The sequence below is a fragment of the Burkholderia sp. 9777_1386 genome (genome assembly GCF_015712265.1).
GTDB classification, from domain to species: domain Bacteria; phylum Pseudomonadota; class Gammaproteobacteria; order Burkholderiales; family Burkholderiaceae; genus Burkholderia; species Burkholderia cenocepacia.
The window spans coordinates 12,527-26,321 of record NZ_JACCQB010000028.1 but is presented as its reverse complement, the minus strand read 5'-3'; the positions used below and the strand labels follow the sequence as shown (position 1 = coordinate 26,321).

General features: G+C 68.6%; 16 protein-coding genes. 12 read left to right on the top strand and 4 right to left on the bottom strand.

The annotated features are described in order from the left end of the window. Positions 1–51: 51 nt before the first annotated feature. Positions 52–597, top strand: a complete 546-nt coding sequence (locus H0X91_RS20730; protein ID WP_006498228.1) for an OsmC family protein — start codon at positions 52–54, stop codon at positions 595–597. Between the two features lie 127 nt (positions 598–724). On the opposite strand, the gene H0X91_RS20725 is transcribed toward H0X91_RS20730, so the two are convergent. After that, a complete protein-coding gene (locus tag H0X91_RS20725) occupies positions 725–1,645 on the bottom strand; it encodes an AraC family transcriptional regulator (RefSeq protein WP_006489183.1) in 921 nt (306 codons plus the stop codon). 139 nt (positions 1,646–1,784) lie between these two features. On the opposite strand from H0X91_RS20725, the gene H0X91_RS20720 reads away from it, so the two are divergent. After that, a complete protein-coding gene (locus H0X91_RS20720; protein WP_034204023.1) occupies positions 1,785–2,750 on the top strand; it encodes an SDR family NAD(P)-dependent oxidoreductase in 966 nt (321 codons plus the stop codon). 69 nt (positions 2,751–2,819) lie between these two features. Here H0X91_RS20720 and H0X91_RS20715 read toward each other — a convergent pair whose 3' ends face one another. Together H0X91_RS20715 and H0X91_RS20710 are read right to left on the bottom strand one after the other, a co-directional pair. Then, positions 2,820–4,124, bottom strand: a complete 1,305-nt coding sequence (locus tag H0X91_RS20715; protein WP_062911628.1) for a HipA domain-containing protein — start codon at positions 4,122–4,124, stop codon at positions 2,820–2,822. Further along, positions 4,114–4,398 (bottom strand): helix-turn-helix domain-containing protein, encoded by a 285-nt coding sequence (locus tag H0X91_RS20710; protein ID WP_058903630.1) that lies wholly within the window; start codon positions 4,396–4,398, stop codon positions 4,114–4,116. The genes H0X91_RS20715 and H0X91_RS20710 overlap by 11 nt, the downstream gene beginning before the upstream one ends. A 493-nt stretch (positions 4,399–4,891) precedes the next feature. Between H0X91_RS20710 and H0X91_RS20705 the strand changes: the two genes are divergently transcribed. The 3 genes from H0X91_RS20705 to H0X91_RS20695 all read left to right on the top strand — a co-directional run bounded on the left by H0X91_RS20705 (position 4,892) and on the right by H0X91_RS20695 (position 6,396). Beyond that, positions 4,892–5,602, top strand: coding sequence for an MgtC/SapB family protein (locus tag H0X91_RS20705; RefSeq protein WP_058903629.1), 711 nt, complete (start codon positions 4,892–4,894; stop codon positions 5,600–5,602). Positions 5,603–5,674: 72 nt separating this feature from the next. Continuing rightward, the gene (locus H0X91_RS20700; protein WP_006489155.1) at positions 5,675–6,100 is read left to right on the top strand and encodes a CBS domain-containing protein; all 426 of its coding nucleotides are present in this window, start codon (positions 5,675–5,677) and stop codon (positions 6,098–6,100) included. Positions 6,101–6,126: 26 nt separating this feature from the next. Further along, positions 6,127–6,396, top strand: a complete 270-nt coding sequence (locus tag H0X91_RS20695; protein ID WP_171984009.1) for a DUF2934 domain-containing protein — start codon at positions 6,127–6,129, stop codon at positions 6,394–6,396. A 61-nt stretch (positions 6,397–6,457) separates the two neighbouring features. On the opposite strand, the gene H0X91_RS20690 is transcribed toward H0X91_RS20695, so the two are convergent. After that, complete coding sequence (locus tag H0X91_RS20690; RefSeq protein WP_006489171.1) at positions 6,458–6,604, bottom strand: hypothetical protein; 147 nt, start codon at positions 6,602–6,604, stop codon at positions 6,458–6,460. A gap of 286 nt (positions 6,605–6,890) precedes the next feature. On the opposite strand from H0X91_RS20690, the gene H0X91_RS20685 reads away from it, so the two are divergent. The 7 genes from H0X91_RS20685 to H0X91_RS20655 all read left to right on the top strand — a co-directional run bounded on the left by H0X91_RS20685 (position 6,891) and on the right by H0X91_RS20655 (position 13,779). Next, positions 6,891–7,175: a hypothetical protein gene (locus H0X91_RS20685; RefSeq protein WP_196433296.1), complete on the top strand. Its 285-nt coding sequence runs from the start codon at positions 6,891–6,893 to the stop codon at positions 7,173–7,175. 63 nt (positions 7,176–7,238) lie between these two features. Further along, the gene (locus H0X91_RS20680) at positions 7,239–8,243 is read left to right on the top strand and encodes an SDR family oxidoreductase (RefSeq protein ID WP_196433295.1); all 1,005 of its coding nucleotides are present in this window, start codon (positions 7,239–7,241) and stop codon (positions 8,241–8,243) included. A gap of 207 nt (positions 8,244–8,450) precedes the next feature. Further along, entirely contained in the window at positions 8,451–9,377 is a 927-nt protein-coding gene (locus tag H0X91_RS20675; protein WP_080331469.1) for a TauD/TfdA dioxygenase family protein, read from the top strand. A 49-nt stretch (positions 9,378–9,426) separates the two neighbouring features. Further along, the gene (locus H0X91_RS20670; protein WP_006487511.1) at positions 9,427–10,458 is read left to right on the top strand and encodes an ABC transporter substrate-binding protein; all 1,032 of its coding nucleotides are present in this window, start codon (positions 9,427–9,429) and stop codon (positions 10,456–10,458) included. Between the two features lie 67 nt (positions 10,459–10,525). Beyond that, positions 10,526–11,515 carry an ABC transporter ATP-binding protein gene (locus H0X91_RS20665; protein WP_048987288.1) on the top strand — a complete coding sequence of 330 codons (990 nt, stop codon included), beginning with the start codon at positions 10,526–10,528 and terminating at the stop codon, positions 11,513–11,515. Continuing rightward, complete coding sequence (locus H0X91_RS20660) at positions 11,512–12,399, top strand: ABC transporter permease (protein WP_196433294.1); 888 nt, start codon at positions 11,512–11,514, stop codon at positions 12,397–12,399. The genes H0X91_RS20665 and H0X91_RS20660 overlap by 4 nt, the downstream gene beginning before the upstream one ends. 162 nt (positions 12,400–12,561) lie before the next feature. Next, the gene (locus tag H0X91_RS20655; RefSeq protein WP_006498211.1) at positions 12,562–13,779 is read left to right on the top strand and encodes an acyl-CoA dehydrogenase family protein; all 1,218 of its coding nucleotides are present in this window, start codon (positions 12,562–12,564) and stop codon (positions 13,777–13,779) included. The last annotated feature ends 16 nt before the right edge of the window (positions 13,780–13,795 follow it).

Here is a 13,795-nt window from a genome sequence, read left to right as displayed (position 1 = left end):
CACGCAGCGAACCGATCGGTCCCGTGCGTGCCGCTTACCCGTGACTTGACCGTGACGACCCTGAACGACTATCTCGCCCACAAGCGCGATGCGTGGCACGCGAAGCAGCAGGCTGCCCGCAACGATCCCGATTTCAAGGCGACGCCACTGAAGGCGACCGTGCGCGCGCTTGGCCGCAGCGGTGTGCGCGAGATCCGGATCCGCGACTTCCAGGTGATCAGCGACAGCCCGCCCGATTTCGCGGGCTACAACCTCGGGCCCGCGTCGCCGGAGCTGCAGCTCGGCGTGCTCGGCAGTTGCCTCACGCACATCACGTTGATCCAGGCCGCGGAGCGGGGCCTGAAGATCGATGCGATCGAAGTCGAAGTCACCGGCGACCAGCATCCGCTCGCGCAGCAGCCGGGGTTCGAGCATGTTCCGGTATTCCCGCACAACATCCGCTATACGCTCGACATCGTGTCGCCGGAGCCGCCGGAGACCATCCGCGCGTTGCATCAGGCAGTCGAAGCGGTGTGCCCGATCTTCAACCTGCTGAGGCTGCCGCAGCACATCGACGGGGAATTGCGGCATACCGGCGGCAGCGCACCGGCGCAGTGATACGCGGCCGAGTTTTGAAAAGAAATCGGTGCATTGTGATAAGAATACTTATCCCGACGGTCGCGATACGAACGCATGGCGTTGACGGAGTCGCGCCATCACGAGCCCGACGAAGGCAGTCACGACGCTAGTTGCCCGATTCCTTCGTCACGTCATGACGATAGGCGCGCGGCGAGCAGCCCACGATCCGCTTGAACGCATGGCCGAACGCGCTATCCGAGTCGTAGCCGAGCCGTTGCGCGATCGTCGAGATCGACGCGTTCGAGCGGCGCAGTTCGCGCATCGCCAGCTGGATCCGCCAGCGCAGCACGTATTCGAGCGGCCCGAACCCGAGCCGCCGCTTGAAATGCAGCGCGAACGTCGACCGCGATACGTGGCAGCAGGCCGCCAGCGCGTCGACGGTCCAGCGCCGCTCGGGCGCCGCGTGAATCGCGGCCAGCGCCGCGCGGACCCGCGCATCCGCGAGCCCGGCCAGCCACCCGACATCGCCGTTCGCGCCGGTGTCCACGTAGCGCCGCAGGATCTGCACCAGCATCATGTGTCCGAGATGCCGGATCATCAGCGACCCGCCCGGCGACGACGCGCCGAATTCCCGTGCGAGTTGCTGCAGCGACCAGCGCAGCACCGCCGCCGATTCGGAATCCCCGCTCACGATCACCACGGGCGGCAGGCTGCCGAGCAGCAGCGGCATGCGTTCCTCGTACGCGAAGCGGCCGCCGATCAGAAAGCAGTCGGCCGGCTCGCCATAGTGCGCGATACCGCGTTCGACATGCCGGTACACGTCGGCGGCCGGCACCGGCGCGACCGACGGATCGCTCGCCAGCGAAAATGCCCGCGGCGCGGCGAGCAGGAAGCAGTCTCCCGTACGCAGCCGAACAGGTGGCCCCGCACCGTCGACGGTCAGCCAGCAACTGCCTTCGACCACCGCGTTGAACTTGATTCCGTCGGGCGGGGGCAGGTCGACCGCCCACGGGCCGCCGGCCCGCAGGCCGGTGAAAAACGAGTCGCGCGTTTCCAGCAGCGACAGCACTTCCGATAGCGGGTCCACGCGCAATTCCCGGACGATCTCGACGAAAAACCGGATTCTATTGCATTCACGGTCCGGATGCGCGGCCGGAGAATGGGTTCGTGCAGTGACGCGGCCGATGGGCGGCCTCGAGCTTCGCACCCCGTTCCTGGAGCCTTCGATGACGAGCAGGCAGCATCCCCTTCATTCCGGATTCGACGCCGCCTCGACGGCGAGCGACGTCCTGGCCGGCCTCGACCTGCACGGCAAGACCGCCATCGTCACGGGCGGCCATTCGGGTCTCGGCCTCGAAACCACGCGGGCGCTGGCGCAGGCCGGTGCGCACGTCGTCGTCGGCGCACGGAGCGTCGCGGCCGCGCGCGAGGCGACGCGCGACATCGACGGCGTGGAAATCGCGACGCTCGATCTCGCGGACGCCGCGAGCGTGGCCGCATTCGCCGCGCGGTTCGTCGACGCGCGGCGCGACGTGCACATCGTCATCAACAGCGCGGGCATCATGGCGTGCCCGGAGACTCGCTTGGGCGACGGAAGGGAAGCGCAGCTGGCCGTCAATCACCTCGGTCACTACGCGCTCGTCAACCGGCTGTGGCCGGCGATCGCGCACGGCGACGGCGCGCGCGTGGTCGCGGTGTCGTCGCTCGGGCACCGGCTGTCGCCGATCCGCTGGGACGATATCGATTTCGCGCGCGGGTACGACAAATGGCTGGCGTACGGGCAGTCGAAAACGGCCAACGCGTTGTTCGCGGTGCAGCTCGACGTGCTCGGCGCGCCGTTCGGTGTCCGCGCGTATTCGCTGCATCCCGGCAAGATCGCGACGCCGCTGCAGCGTCATCTGACGCGCGAGGAAATGATGGCGCAGGGCTGGATCGACGAGCACGGCGTGCCGATCGATCCGACTTTCAAGACGCCCGCGCAGGGCGCGGCAACCCAGGTATGGGCGGCGACGTCGCCGCGCCTGGCCGATCTCGGCGGTGTCTATTGCGAGGATTGCGACGTCGCGACGGTGACGCGCGGCAACGAGGAATCGGGCGTGCGGCCGCATGCGATCGATCCGGAGGACGCGGCGCGGCTGTGGGCGTGGTCCGCGGCGGCGACGGGCGTCGATGCCTTTGCGGGGCGGCGCTGACGCCCAGGTATTCGCCGGGCCGGGCGGCGCGCGGGTATCGGCGGCGGTACGACACCCGCGCGCGGCAACCTATCCGCGCGCCTGCCGCAGCGCGCGCCCCATCGCCGCGATCGGCATCGCGGCGATCGAATTCAGCAACCGCATTTCCCCGGCGTCCGGATGCGCGATGTTTCGCACTTCATCGAGCGTCTCTCCGACGTGACGATCGAGCGGCTCGAGAAAGCGCTGCAGTTCGCTGGTGGCCGCTTTCTCCCTGAGCCCTAGCGCATGACCGAATGCGACCAGCGCATTCGTGTCGATATCGGCGAACCGCGTCGCATTCCCGAGCGGCATCGTCAGCTCGCAGTGCGGCCAATGATCGCCGCGGTGGTCGGGCCGGTGCGTCGGCGTGTGATACACGACCGTGCTGACGATGTCGTAGAACGGTGCGAGCCGGTAGCCGCGCGCGTCGACGAAGAACGACAGATTCTTCAGGTGCGCGTCGGCATTGCCGACCACCACGTTGAACACGGTCCAGCGGAACACCGACAGACGCGTGAGCGCGCGCGTGCTGGTGCGGTCGATCGCGCGGGCCAGCTCCTGCGCATTCGCTCGCTGGTACTTGAAACCGCGGTCGTAGTTGAGCAACTGCATCGCGTCGATCGTATGCACGCGTGCGGCCCGTTCGGACGCGACGTCGCGGTCGAACCGGTCGATCACGTAGCAGGCGGACGGCGCGCGCAGGAAATGCACGTCGGGCACGTCGAGCCCCATCTTCTTCGCGAGCCGCATGCAGAAGAACTCGTTGATCGCCGAATGCGGATAGCGGGCCGCGCGCATGTCGGGTTTGAGCAGGTGCATCGACGGTTCGCTGCCGACCGGCTCGAACAGCGCGTAGTCGGGCGCGTCGCCGCGCAGCACCAGTAGCAGTTTCTGCTGCGCGCCGGCCGCCGACATGCGCTTGGGCGCGGTGGCTGTCAGCGCGCGCTCGGGCATCGCCTGGATCCGGTGCTCGAGCTCGTCGAGCGGCAGCGGTTGCAGGTCGCCGGGCGTTTCCTGCTCGCCGTCGGTCAGCAGCGTCAGCGCGCCGGCCGATTCGCGGCCGAAGTACGCGAGCAGGCCCCACGCGTCGGCCGCATCGACCTTCGCCTCGCGCGCGAGCGACGTGCGCATGCCTTCCTCGGGCAGCAGATTGTCGAAGAACCACTGGACCGGGCGATCGGTGGACGTGTCGGTGAACACGTCTGCGCGGAGCGGAAACGCCGGCGACAGCGGATACGCGGTGGGTGACGCAAGCCATTGCGGGTCGTACGCAAACGACCAGATCCCCTTGTCGTCGGCCAGCGTGCCCATGCGCACGCCGTTAGCGGACGCGATCAGCGTTCTAGCCGCCATGGCTGCTCCTGCGGCGTTGGGTGGCCTTCAGCGCGGTCGCTTCGGAAATCTCGATCGCCGACTCGGCGTACAGCCGCACGCCGAGCTCACTCAGCAGCAGCATGACCTTGCCGATTTGTGCGGTCGGCTTGCCGGCTTCCACCTGGCTGATGAATTTCGGCGACAGCCCGGTCGCGTTCGCGAGTTCGTCCCGGGTGAACCCCTGCTGGATTCGCGCCGCGCGAATGAAATGGGCGAGCGCGCCGATCGTGTCGACGGATTGGGACTCCGACATGACATTCTCCGTGCTTCGTATCCGAACGGGAACAGTATTGCATAACTCGCCGGCTTGGACCGTGATTCGTATTCGTGCGGGAACGAATGGAGTGTTCCGATAAGCGGCGGCGTGATTTCGTTCCCGATTGGGAACGGACGGTGAGAAAAGGAGGGTGGAGGCGAGGTCCGTATCTGACCGGATACGGAGAAAGACGGCGTCGGCGCCTGCGTGCGCGCGTCCGACGGGCACGCCGGACAGGGCTCCGATGGATGCCCGCAGCGGCAATCCGTCCGCCGCCGTTCCGCGCCTCGAGCAGCGGCAGGCGATCCCGCGCACAGCTCCGGCACCTTCGCCGCTGACGCACAGTGTGCGCAGAACGCCCCTTTCTACAATCCCATTCGACTTGCTACACCCGCCGCCTACCCGGAAAGCAGGCCCGAGCCTTGCGACCGGCAAGCGTCGTCGGCGGCGTTCGCGCCCCGACACATGACGATTTGCACGGGAGGCGCGCATGGAACCGATGCCGGTCGTACTGCAGTGGCACGACGTTCTCGTCAGGATCGGGCTGGCGCTCGTCGCGGGTGGCCTGATCGGCTTCGATCGCAGCGAATCCGGCAAGACGGCCGGACTGCGCACGACGATCCTCGTCTGTCTCGCCGCGTGCCTGTCGATGCTGCAGGTCAATGCGCTGCTGCTGCAGGCGGGCAAGCCGGAGGGCGCGTTCTCGGTGCTCGACCTGATGCGGCTGCCGCTCGGCATCCTGACCGGGATGGGCTTCATCGGCGGCGGCGCGATCCTTCATCGCGACGGCCTGGTGTCCGGCGTCACCACGGCCGCGACGCTGTGGTTCGTGACGGTCATCGGGCTGTGCATCGGCGGCGGCCAGTTGTCGCTCGGCGCGCTCGGGCTGGTGCTCGCGCTGCTGGTCGTCTGGCCGCTGCGGTTCGTCGAGCGGCGCTTGCGGGGCGTCCGGACCGCGCTGGTGACGGTCGAATATCCGCTCGGCTCGGCTGCACGCGAACAACTGGCCACGAAGCTGCGCGATACGGGTTTCACGTGCCGGACGAAAAGCTTCTGCGAAACGACCGCGCGCGCGGTGCGCCAGGAAGAACTGTTCGTGCAGTGGCGCGAAGCGGCCGGCGCCGACGTGATGCTGAAGCAACTGATGCGGATCGTCGAGTCGGCCGGCCTGACGTCGGTGCGCTGCTCGACGGAGAACTGACGCGCGCGGCGGCCGGAACGCGCGATGCTGCATTGCGCAGGCCGCCGTGGGCGGCTTATCAAGGAGCGAAACATGACATGTGTATCGGAAGTGATGACGCGCGACGCCGCGACCATCGGCCCGACGCAGAGCCTGCGCGATGCGGCCAAGCTGATGAGCGACCTGAACGTCGGCGCGCTGCCCGTGTGCGACGGCACGCGGCTGATCGGCATGCTGACGGACCGCGACATCGTCGTGCGCGCGGTGTCGATGGGCGTGCCGCCGAACGAATCGATCGAGGGCGTCGTCAGCGGGCCCGCGAACTGGTGCTACGAGGACGACGACATCTCGGCGGTGCAAAAGAAGATGGAAGACGCGCAGATTCGTCGCGTGCCGGTGGTCGACCGGCAGAAGCGGCTGGTCGGCATCGTCGCGCTGGGTGATCTGGCGACGGCCGCCGACGGCGCGATGTCTTCGACGCTCGGCGCGGTATCGGCGCCGTCGCGCCCGGATCGGTGATCGCCATGGCAGACACGGAGAACGACATGGACGAAGACAGGGAAACGCAGATTCGCGAGCGGGCGTACCAGCTGTGGCAGGCGGACGGCGCGCCCGACGGCAGGGCCGACGAATACTGGCAGCGGGCCGAGCAGCAACTCGATGCGCAGGGCAGCAGCGCGGACGGGCGCGCCGAGCAGACGGCGGATTTGCCGGCCGACCAGGCCGCGAAGCGCCGCGTTCCGGGCGAGCCGCTGCAGGACGTCGATGCGTTGCCGACCAGCGAGGTCGCGCACGAAAGGCGGCGCACGCGGTGAAGCGCGGGCCGCCGGCCGGCGGTGTCGAAAATCCGGCAGGCGGCACGGTTCGCGCGATCGGTTAGCCGTCCTCGCCCACTTCGGTCGGGTCCGGCAAGTCGGGCAGGTCGTCGTGGCGCTCGTCGTCGGGCTCCGGCGGCGGAATGTCCGGCGTGTCGGTCATGTCTTCGTCGTTCGGTGTCGCGTTCGTCGCGTGCGTCGCGCTCATGATCGTCCTCCTCGGCATCGAAAGGGCGCCGGCGTGCAGCCGGCATGCCGCTTTCGAGCATCGTGCGTGCCGCGTTTCGTTTCCGCATCGGCACGGCCGCGTGCGCTGTCCTGACTGCGCCAGATGACGCGTCGCTTGTAATTTCTGTAGCGGATCGACCGGCTGGCGGTGCGCAGACGCAGCCCGATGACGGCATGTCGCTTGCTGAAAACGGTGCAGGCCGCCGCATCGCCCGTCGCGGCGTGGTGCGGCGCAACGCAGTCCTCATCCGGACAGGGAGACATTCATGACCGAGCACAGTCAACGGCAGGATCCCGCGCCGCCCGACGCGGCGCGTGAGGCGGCCGACGCGCCGCAGCGGCGCAACCCGACCCCCGGCGGCGGCGAATCGACCGCGCGCCCCGGCCACGCGCCGGGCGGCGGCGAACTCGACACGATTCCGGACGATCAGGCACGCAAGGTCGTGCCGGACGACCCGCGCCAGACCGAGGTGCGCGATCCGGCCGGCCAGCCGTGGCCGGACGAGCACGACGCGCCGGACGATTCTGGAAATCGGCCGCGGCCGCTGTAGCGCGCGCGTCGGCCGAATGGTCGCGTCCGGTTCCACACCGCCAACCACGCACCGGAGTCCATCATGTCATCAGACGAAGTTTCCGAATCCCGTCGCAAATGGGTGCAGGGCACGACGGCCGGACTGGTCGCCAGCGTCGCCCTGCCGACGATCGCGCAGACGGGCGGCCCGGCCGACGCCGGCGACCCTGCGCCGCGCGATCCGCGCACGCTTTATCCGCATGCGCCGTTTCCGCAGCAGCACCAGCCGTGGCCGGGCCTCGCGGGCCGGATGACGCCGCGCCCCGATCACGGCGAGCGCAGCTATCGCGGCAGCGGCCGGCTCGACGGCCGCAAGGCGCTGATCACCGGTGGCGACTCGGGCATCGGCCGCGCGGTCGCGATCGCCTGTGCACGAGAAGGCGCGGACGTCGCGATCGTCTATCTGCCCGACGAGGAGCCCGATGCGCGCGAAGTCGTGGACCTGATCCGCAGCGCGGGGCGCAAGGCCGTGCCGCTGCCGGTCGACATCCGCAGCGAAGGCGCGTGCAACGGGCTCGTCGAGCGGGCCGTCGCCGCGCTCGGCGGGCTCGACATCCTCGTGAACAACGCGGCCCGCCAGCAGAGCCACGAATCGATCCTCGACATCAGCACCGAGCAGTTCGACTGGACGCTGCGCACCAATCTTTATGCGATGTTCTGGATCACGCGGGCCGCCATTCCGCACATGCCGGCCGGTTCGGCGATCGTCAACACGACGTCGGTCAATGCGTACGATCCGTCCGCGAACCTGCTGGACTACGCGTTGACGAAAGCGGCGATCGCGAATTTCACGAAGGGGCTCGCGAAGCAGATGATCGAGCGCGGCATCCGCGTCAACGGCGTTGCGCCGGGGCCATTCTGGACGCCGCTGCAGGTCAGCGGCGGACAGACGACGCACAACGTCGAGAAATTCGGCGAGCAGGTACCGATGGGGCGGCCGGGACAACCGGCCGAGATCGCATCGATCTATGTCGAACTGCTTTCGTCGCGCGCGAGCTACGTGACCGGGCAGATCTATGGTGCGTCGGGCGGTGCAGGGCAGCCATAGTCGGCTCGCCGTGCGTGGGCCGACGCGGCTGAACGCGATCGGAACCTTTGTTCATCGGGCCGCCTGGACGATTCCGCCCCGATCGGCGCCGTATGCGCGAGCAGCGATCTTTATCACCGCAGCAGATAAACGTATCCGAATCGCTTCGTTGACGCACGCCGGCACGCACTCGTAGATTCGCGTTTTGACCGAATCAGGGGCCGTGCCGTGACGACTACCGCCATCCGCGACGCCGCAACGCTTTCCGCCGGGCATCCCGCCTTGCGGCCGGACGGCGCGGCGCAGCATTTCGACATCGTGCCGTTCGACGCGCCGCTCGGCGCCGAGGTGATCGGCCTCGACCTGTCGCAACCGCTCGATGCCGACGATTTCGCGCGCATCCATCGTGCGCATCTCGATCACCACGTGCTGGTGTTTCGCGACCAGCGCATCACGCCGGACGAGCACATCGCATTCAGCCGCCGCTTCGGCCCGCTGCAGATTCACGTGCTGCACCAGTTCGCGCTGGCCGGTCACCCGGAAGTGCTGATCGTGTCGAACATCGTCGAGAACGGCAAACCGGTCGGGCTCGGCGATGCCGGCCATTTCTGGCACTCCGACCTGTCGTACAAGGAAAAACCGAGCCTCGGCTCGCTGTTGCACGCGCAGGAGCTGCCGGCCGAAGGCGGCGACACGTTGTTCGCGAACATGCATCTCGCGTGGGACACGCTGCCGGCCCACCTGCGCCGCGCGGTCGAAGGGCGGCGCGCCGAGCATACGTATCTCGCGCGCTATGCGGAACTGCAGGCGCGCAGCCCGTGGCGGCCCAACCTGTCGCCCGAGCAGATCGCGCAGGTCGCCGCGGTCGTGCATCCGGTCGTGCGCACGCATCCGGAAACCGGCCGCAAGGCGCTGTTCGTCAGCGAGCATTTCACGACGCGCATCGTCGGGCTGCCGGAAGACGAAAGCCGCGCGCTGCTCGACGAACTGTTCGCGCACAGCGTGCGCGCCGAGCACCTGTATCGGCACGCATGGCGCGACCACGATCTGGTGTTCTGGGACAACCGTTCGCTGATGCATCTCGCCGCCGGCACGCCCGACCACCTGCGCCGCAAGCTGTACCGCACGACGATCGAAGGCGACGCGCCTTTCTGAACCGCACGCCCCCGTCATTCATTTCCGCCCCTTCCTGACCGGAGTTCCGATGTCGTTCTCGTTCTTGCCGGCGCGTCGCGCGCTGGCGGCCACGCTCACCGCCGCGCTCGCCTTCGCGGGCGCGGTCATCCCGCAAGCCGCGCACGCGGAGGGCCGCATCCGCATCGCCGAGCAGTTCGGCGTCGTCTACCTGATGCTGAACGTCGCGCGCGACCAGCAACTGATCGAGAAGGAAGGGCGCAAGGCCGGCCTCGACATCAAGGTCGACTGGGTGCGGCTGTCGGGCGGCGCGGCCGTGAACGACGCGCTGCTGTCCGGCGCGGTCGACGTCGCGGGCGCGGGCGTCGGGCCGCTGTTGACCGTGTGGGACCGCACGCGCGGCCGGCAGAACGTGAAGGGCGTCGCGTCGCTCGGCAATTTTCCGTACTACCTCGTCAGCAGCAACCCGAACGTGAAGACGATCGCCGACCTGAGCGCGAAGGACCGCATCGCGGTGCCGGCGGTCGGCGTGTCGGTGCAGTCGCGCGTGCTGCAGTACGCCGCGGCGAAGCAGTGGGGCGACAAGCAGTTCGACAAGCTCGACGCGTTCACGCAGGCGATCCCGCACCCCGACGCGACGGCCGCGATTCTCGCGAACAGCAACGTGATCACCGGCCATTTCGGCAATCCGCCGTTCCAGGAGCAGGAGCTCGCCGGTAACCCGAACGCGCACATCGTGCTGAATTCCTATGACGTGCTGGGCGGCCCGAGCTCCGCGACGGTGCTGTACGCGACCGAGAAATTCCGCGACGACAACCCGAAGACCTACCGCGCGTTCGTCGCCGCGCTGGCCGACGCCGCACGGCAGATCGCGGCCGACCCGGAGCGCGCGGCCGATACCTATATTCGCGTGAACGGGTCGAAGATCGATCGCGCGCTGCTGCTGAAGATCCTGCGCAATCCGCAGGTGCAGTTCAAGACCGCGCCGCAGAACACGCTGCCGCTCGCGCAGTTCATGCATCGCACCGGCGCGATCCGCAACGAACCGAAGTCGTGGCGCGACTACTTCTTCGACGATCCGGCAACGGCCGGCGGCAGTTGAGCGACGCCGATGCTGCGACGCCGTGTTCGACGCTTATGCATCGGCGCGGTTTCGATATGCGCAATCGATGGTTGGTCCGCACGACGCCCGGCCGTATGTTGATGCTTTTCCCGCAAGAGATTCGATCGTGAACGCCACTTCTCCCCGAACCTGGTTGCCGCCGTATGCGGCACGCGGCGGCGCGTCGCCGGCCGCGTCCGCCGCATCCGATGCAGGTGCCGCCGGGCGGCCGGCGGCGCATGCCGCGCAGGCCGGCGCGCACAGCGAACGCCTGCTCGCCATCGACGAGGTCAGCCTCGAATACCGCAGCGGCGCGCGGATCGTGCGCGCGACGCATCAGGTGAGCTTCGACGTGTACGGCAGCGACCGCTTCGTGCTGCTCGGCCCGTCGGGGTGCGGGAAGTCGACGTTGCTGAAGGCGATCGCCGGCTTCATCGAGCCCGTCTCGGGTTCGATCGCGCTCGACGGCCGGCCCGTGCGCGGGCCGGGGCCCGACCGCGTCGTCGTGTTCCAGGAGTTCGACCAGTTGCCGCCGTGGAAGACGGTCGTCGAGAACGTCGCGTTTCCGTTGCGCGCCGCCGCGAAGCTGTCGCGCGCCGAAGCCCGCGAGCGCGCGCTGCACTATCTCGACAAGGTCGGCCTGAGCGCGTTTGCCGATGCCTATCCGCATACGCTGTCGGGCGGCATGAAGCAGCGCGTCGCGATTGCACGGGCACTGGCGATGCAGCCGCGCGTGCTGCTGATGGACGAGCCGTTCGCCGCGCTCGACGCGCTCACGCGCCGCAAGATGCAGGAGGAACTGCTGCGGCTGTGGGACGAATTCCGCTTCACGCTGCTGTTCGTCACGCACTCGATCGAGGAGGCGCTCGTGGTCGGCAACCGGATTCTGCTGCTGTCGCCGCATCCGGGCCGCGTGCGGGCGGAACTCAACAGTCACGAGCATTCGCTCGACAACGTCGACACCGGCGATTTCCGCGACCACGTCGCGCGGATCCACCGCCTGCTGTTCGACACCGACGCACCGCACGTACCGACGACGGAGGACGCCGCATCATGAGTACGATCGATCCGGTCCTGCCGCCGCTGCCGCCCGTGCGCGCCGAATACACGCGTCCGCTCGACCCGCTGCCCGACGCCGAACGCGCGGCGCCGGCGCCGCTGTCGCGCCGCATCGCCGGTGCCACGTGGTCTCGCCGCGGCGTCATCGCGCTCGTGCTGATCGCCGTGTGGGAGATCGTCGCGCGCATCGTCGCGAACGATCTGCTCGTCCCGACCTTCGGCGCGACGCTGGCCGCGTTCGTGCAGGGCATCGAGTCGGGCGAACTGCTGGTCAAGACCGGCATCTCGATGTCGGTGCTGCTGCGCGGCTATGCGCTGGGCGTGCTGCTGGCGTTCGCGCTGACGTCGCTGGCGGTATCCACGCGCATCGGCCGCGATCTGCTGACGATGCTCACGTCGATGTTCAATCCGCTGCCGTCGATCGCGTTGCTGCCGATCGCGCTGCTGTGGTTCGGGCTCGGCACCGGCAGCCTGCTGTTCGTGCTCGTGCATGCGGTGCTGTGGCCGCTCGCGCTCAGCATCTATACCGGTTTCGTCGGCGTGCCCGCCACGCTGAAAATGGCCGGCCGCAACTACGGGCTCACGGGCCTGCGCCAGATCGCGCTGATCCTCGTGCCGGCCGCGCTGCCGTCGATCCTGTCGGGCCTGCGCGTCGGCTGGGCCTTCGCGTGGCGCACGCTGATCGCGGCCGAGCTCGTGTTCGGCGCGAGCGCGGGGCAGGGCGGCCTTGGCTGGTACATCTTCCAGAACCGCAACGAGCTGTACACGGACCGCGTGTTCGCGGGCCTCGCGGCCGTCATCGTGATCGGGCTGCTGGTCGAGAACCTCGTGTTCGATACGCTCGAACGCGCGACCGTGCGGCGCTGGGGGATTCAGCACTGACGCGTCCGTCCGCGATCAATCCCGGCGCGGGCATAACGTAAGCTGAAATCGGCTTTTCACGCGCGCCGGGTGCGTCCCTATACTCAGCGGACGGCGTGTAACGTACGCCCCGTCGCGCGCTGCCGCGACATTCCCCGATCTGCCCGAACAAGGACCTGCCGAATGACTGCCCGTGATGCCGTCGATCCGCGCGACGCATTGCGCGACGCGCTTGCCGCGCTGCCCGATCTCGCGACTGCGATCGGGCAGGATGCCGCCCAGCGCGAGGCGCGTCGCGAACTGCCGTTCGACGGCTTCGCGCTCTTCCGGCGCTCGGCGCTGGGTGCGCTGCGGATTCCGGTCGCACGCGGCGGCCTGGGCGGCACGCTGGTCGACCTGTTCGATGCGATCGCGACGCTGGCGGCCGCCGATTCGAATCTCGCGCATGCGCTGCGCATCCACTACGACCAGACCGAGACGCTGCGGCTGTCGCCGCGTACGGCGTTCAACGACGTGCAGCTCGAGCGTGTGCTGGCCGGCGCGATCTTCGGCGGCGCGTCGACCGAACGCGGCACGTCGCGCCCGGGCGAGAACACGACCGTGCTGCGCCGCGACGGCGATCACCATCGCGTGACGGGTCGCAAATACTATTCGACGGGCACCGCGTTTGCCGATTTCGCGCGCATCAACGTGGAGAACGAGCAGGGCGACGCGCTCGCCGTGATCGTTCCGGTGGCGCGCGACGGCCTGCAGGTGCTCGACGACTGGGATGGCATGGGCCAGCGCATGACCGCGAGCGGCAGCCTGGTGCTGAACGACGTGCAGGTGTTCGCGGACGAAGTCGCCCCACGCGACGGGTCGACGCTCGTCGGCCGGCATTGCGGCGCGCTGCGGCAGTTGCATCTGGTCGCGACCGGCGCGGGCATCGTGCGCAACGTGGTGGCCGATGCACGCCGCTACGTGCTCGCGCATGGTCGTCCCGCGCTGCACAGCCCGGCGGCGACCGCGCGCGACGATCACTTCATCCAGCAGATCGTCGGCGAGCTGTCCGCGCACAGCCATGCGATCGACGCGCTCGTGCGAGAAAACGCGCGTGCGCTCGACCGTTCCGCCGATGCGATCGAGGCGGGCGCCGCCGATGCGGATACGCTCGTGCTCGACAGCGCCCTCGCGACCGCACGCACGCAACTGATCGTCAGCAAGCTCGCGCTGCATGCGGCCGAGCGGCTGTTCGAAGTGGGCGGCGCGTCGGCAACGGCGCGCGAGCACAACTTCGATCGCCACTGGCGCAACCTGCGCACGATCTTCAGCCACAACCCGTTGCTGCACAAGGCGCGCGTGGTGGGCGATTACGTGTTGAACGGCGTGACGACGCACCTGACCGAAGGGCGCGTGTTCTGACGACGGCCGCGGGCGG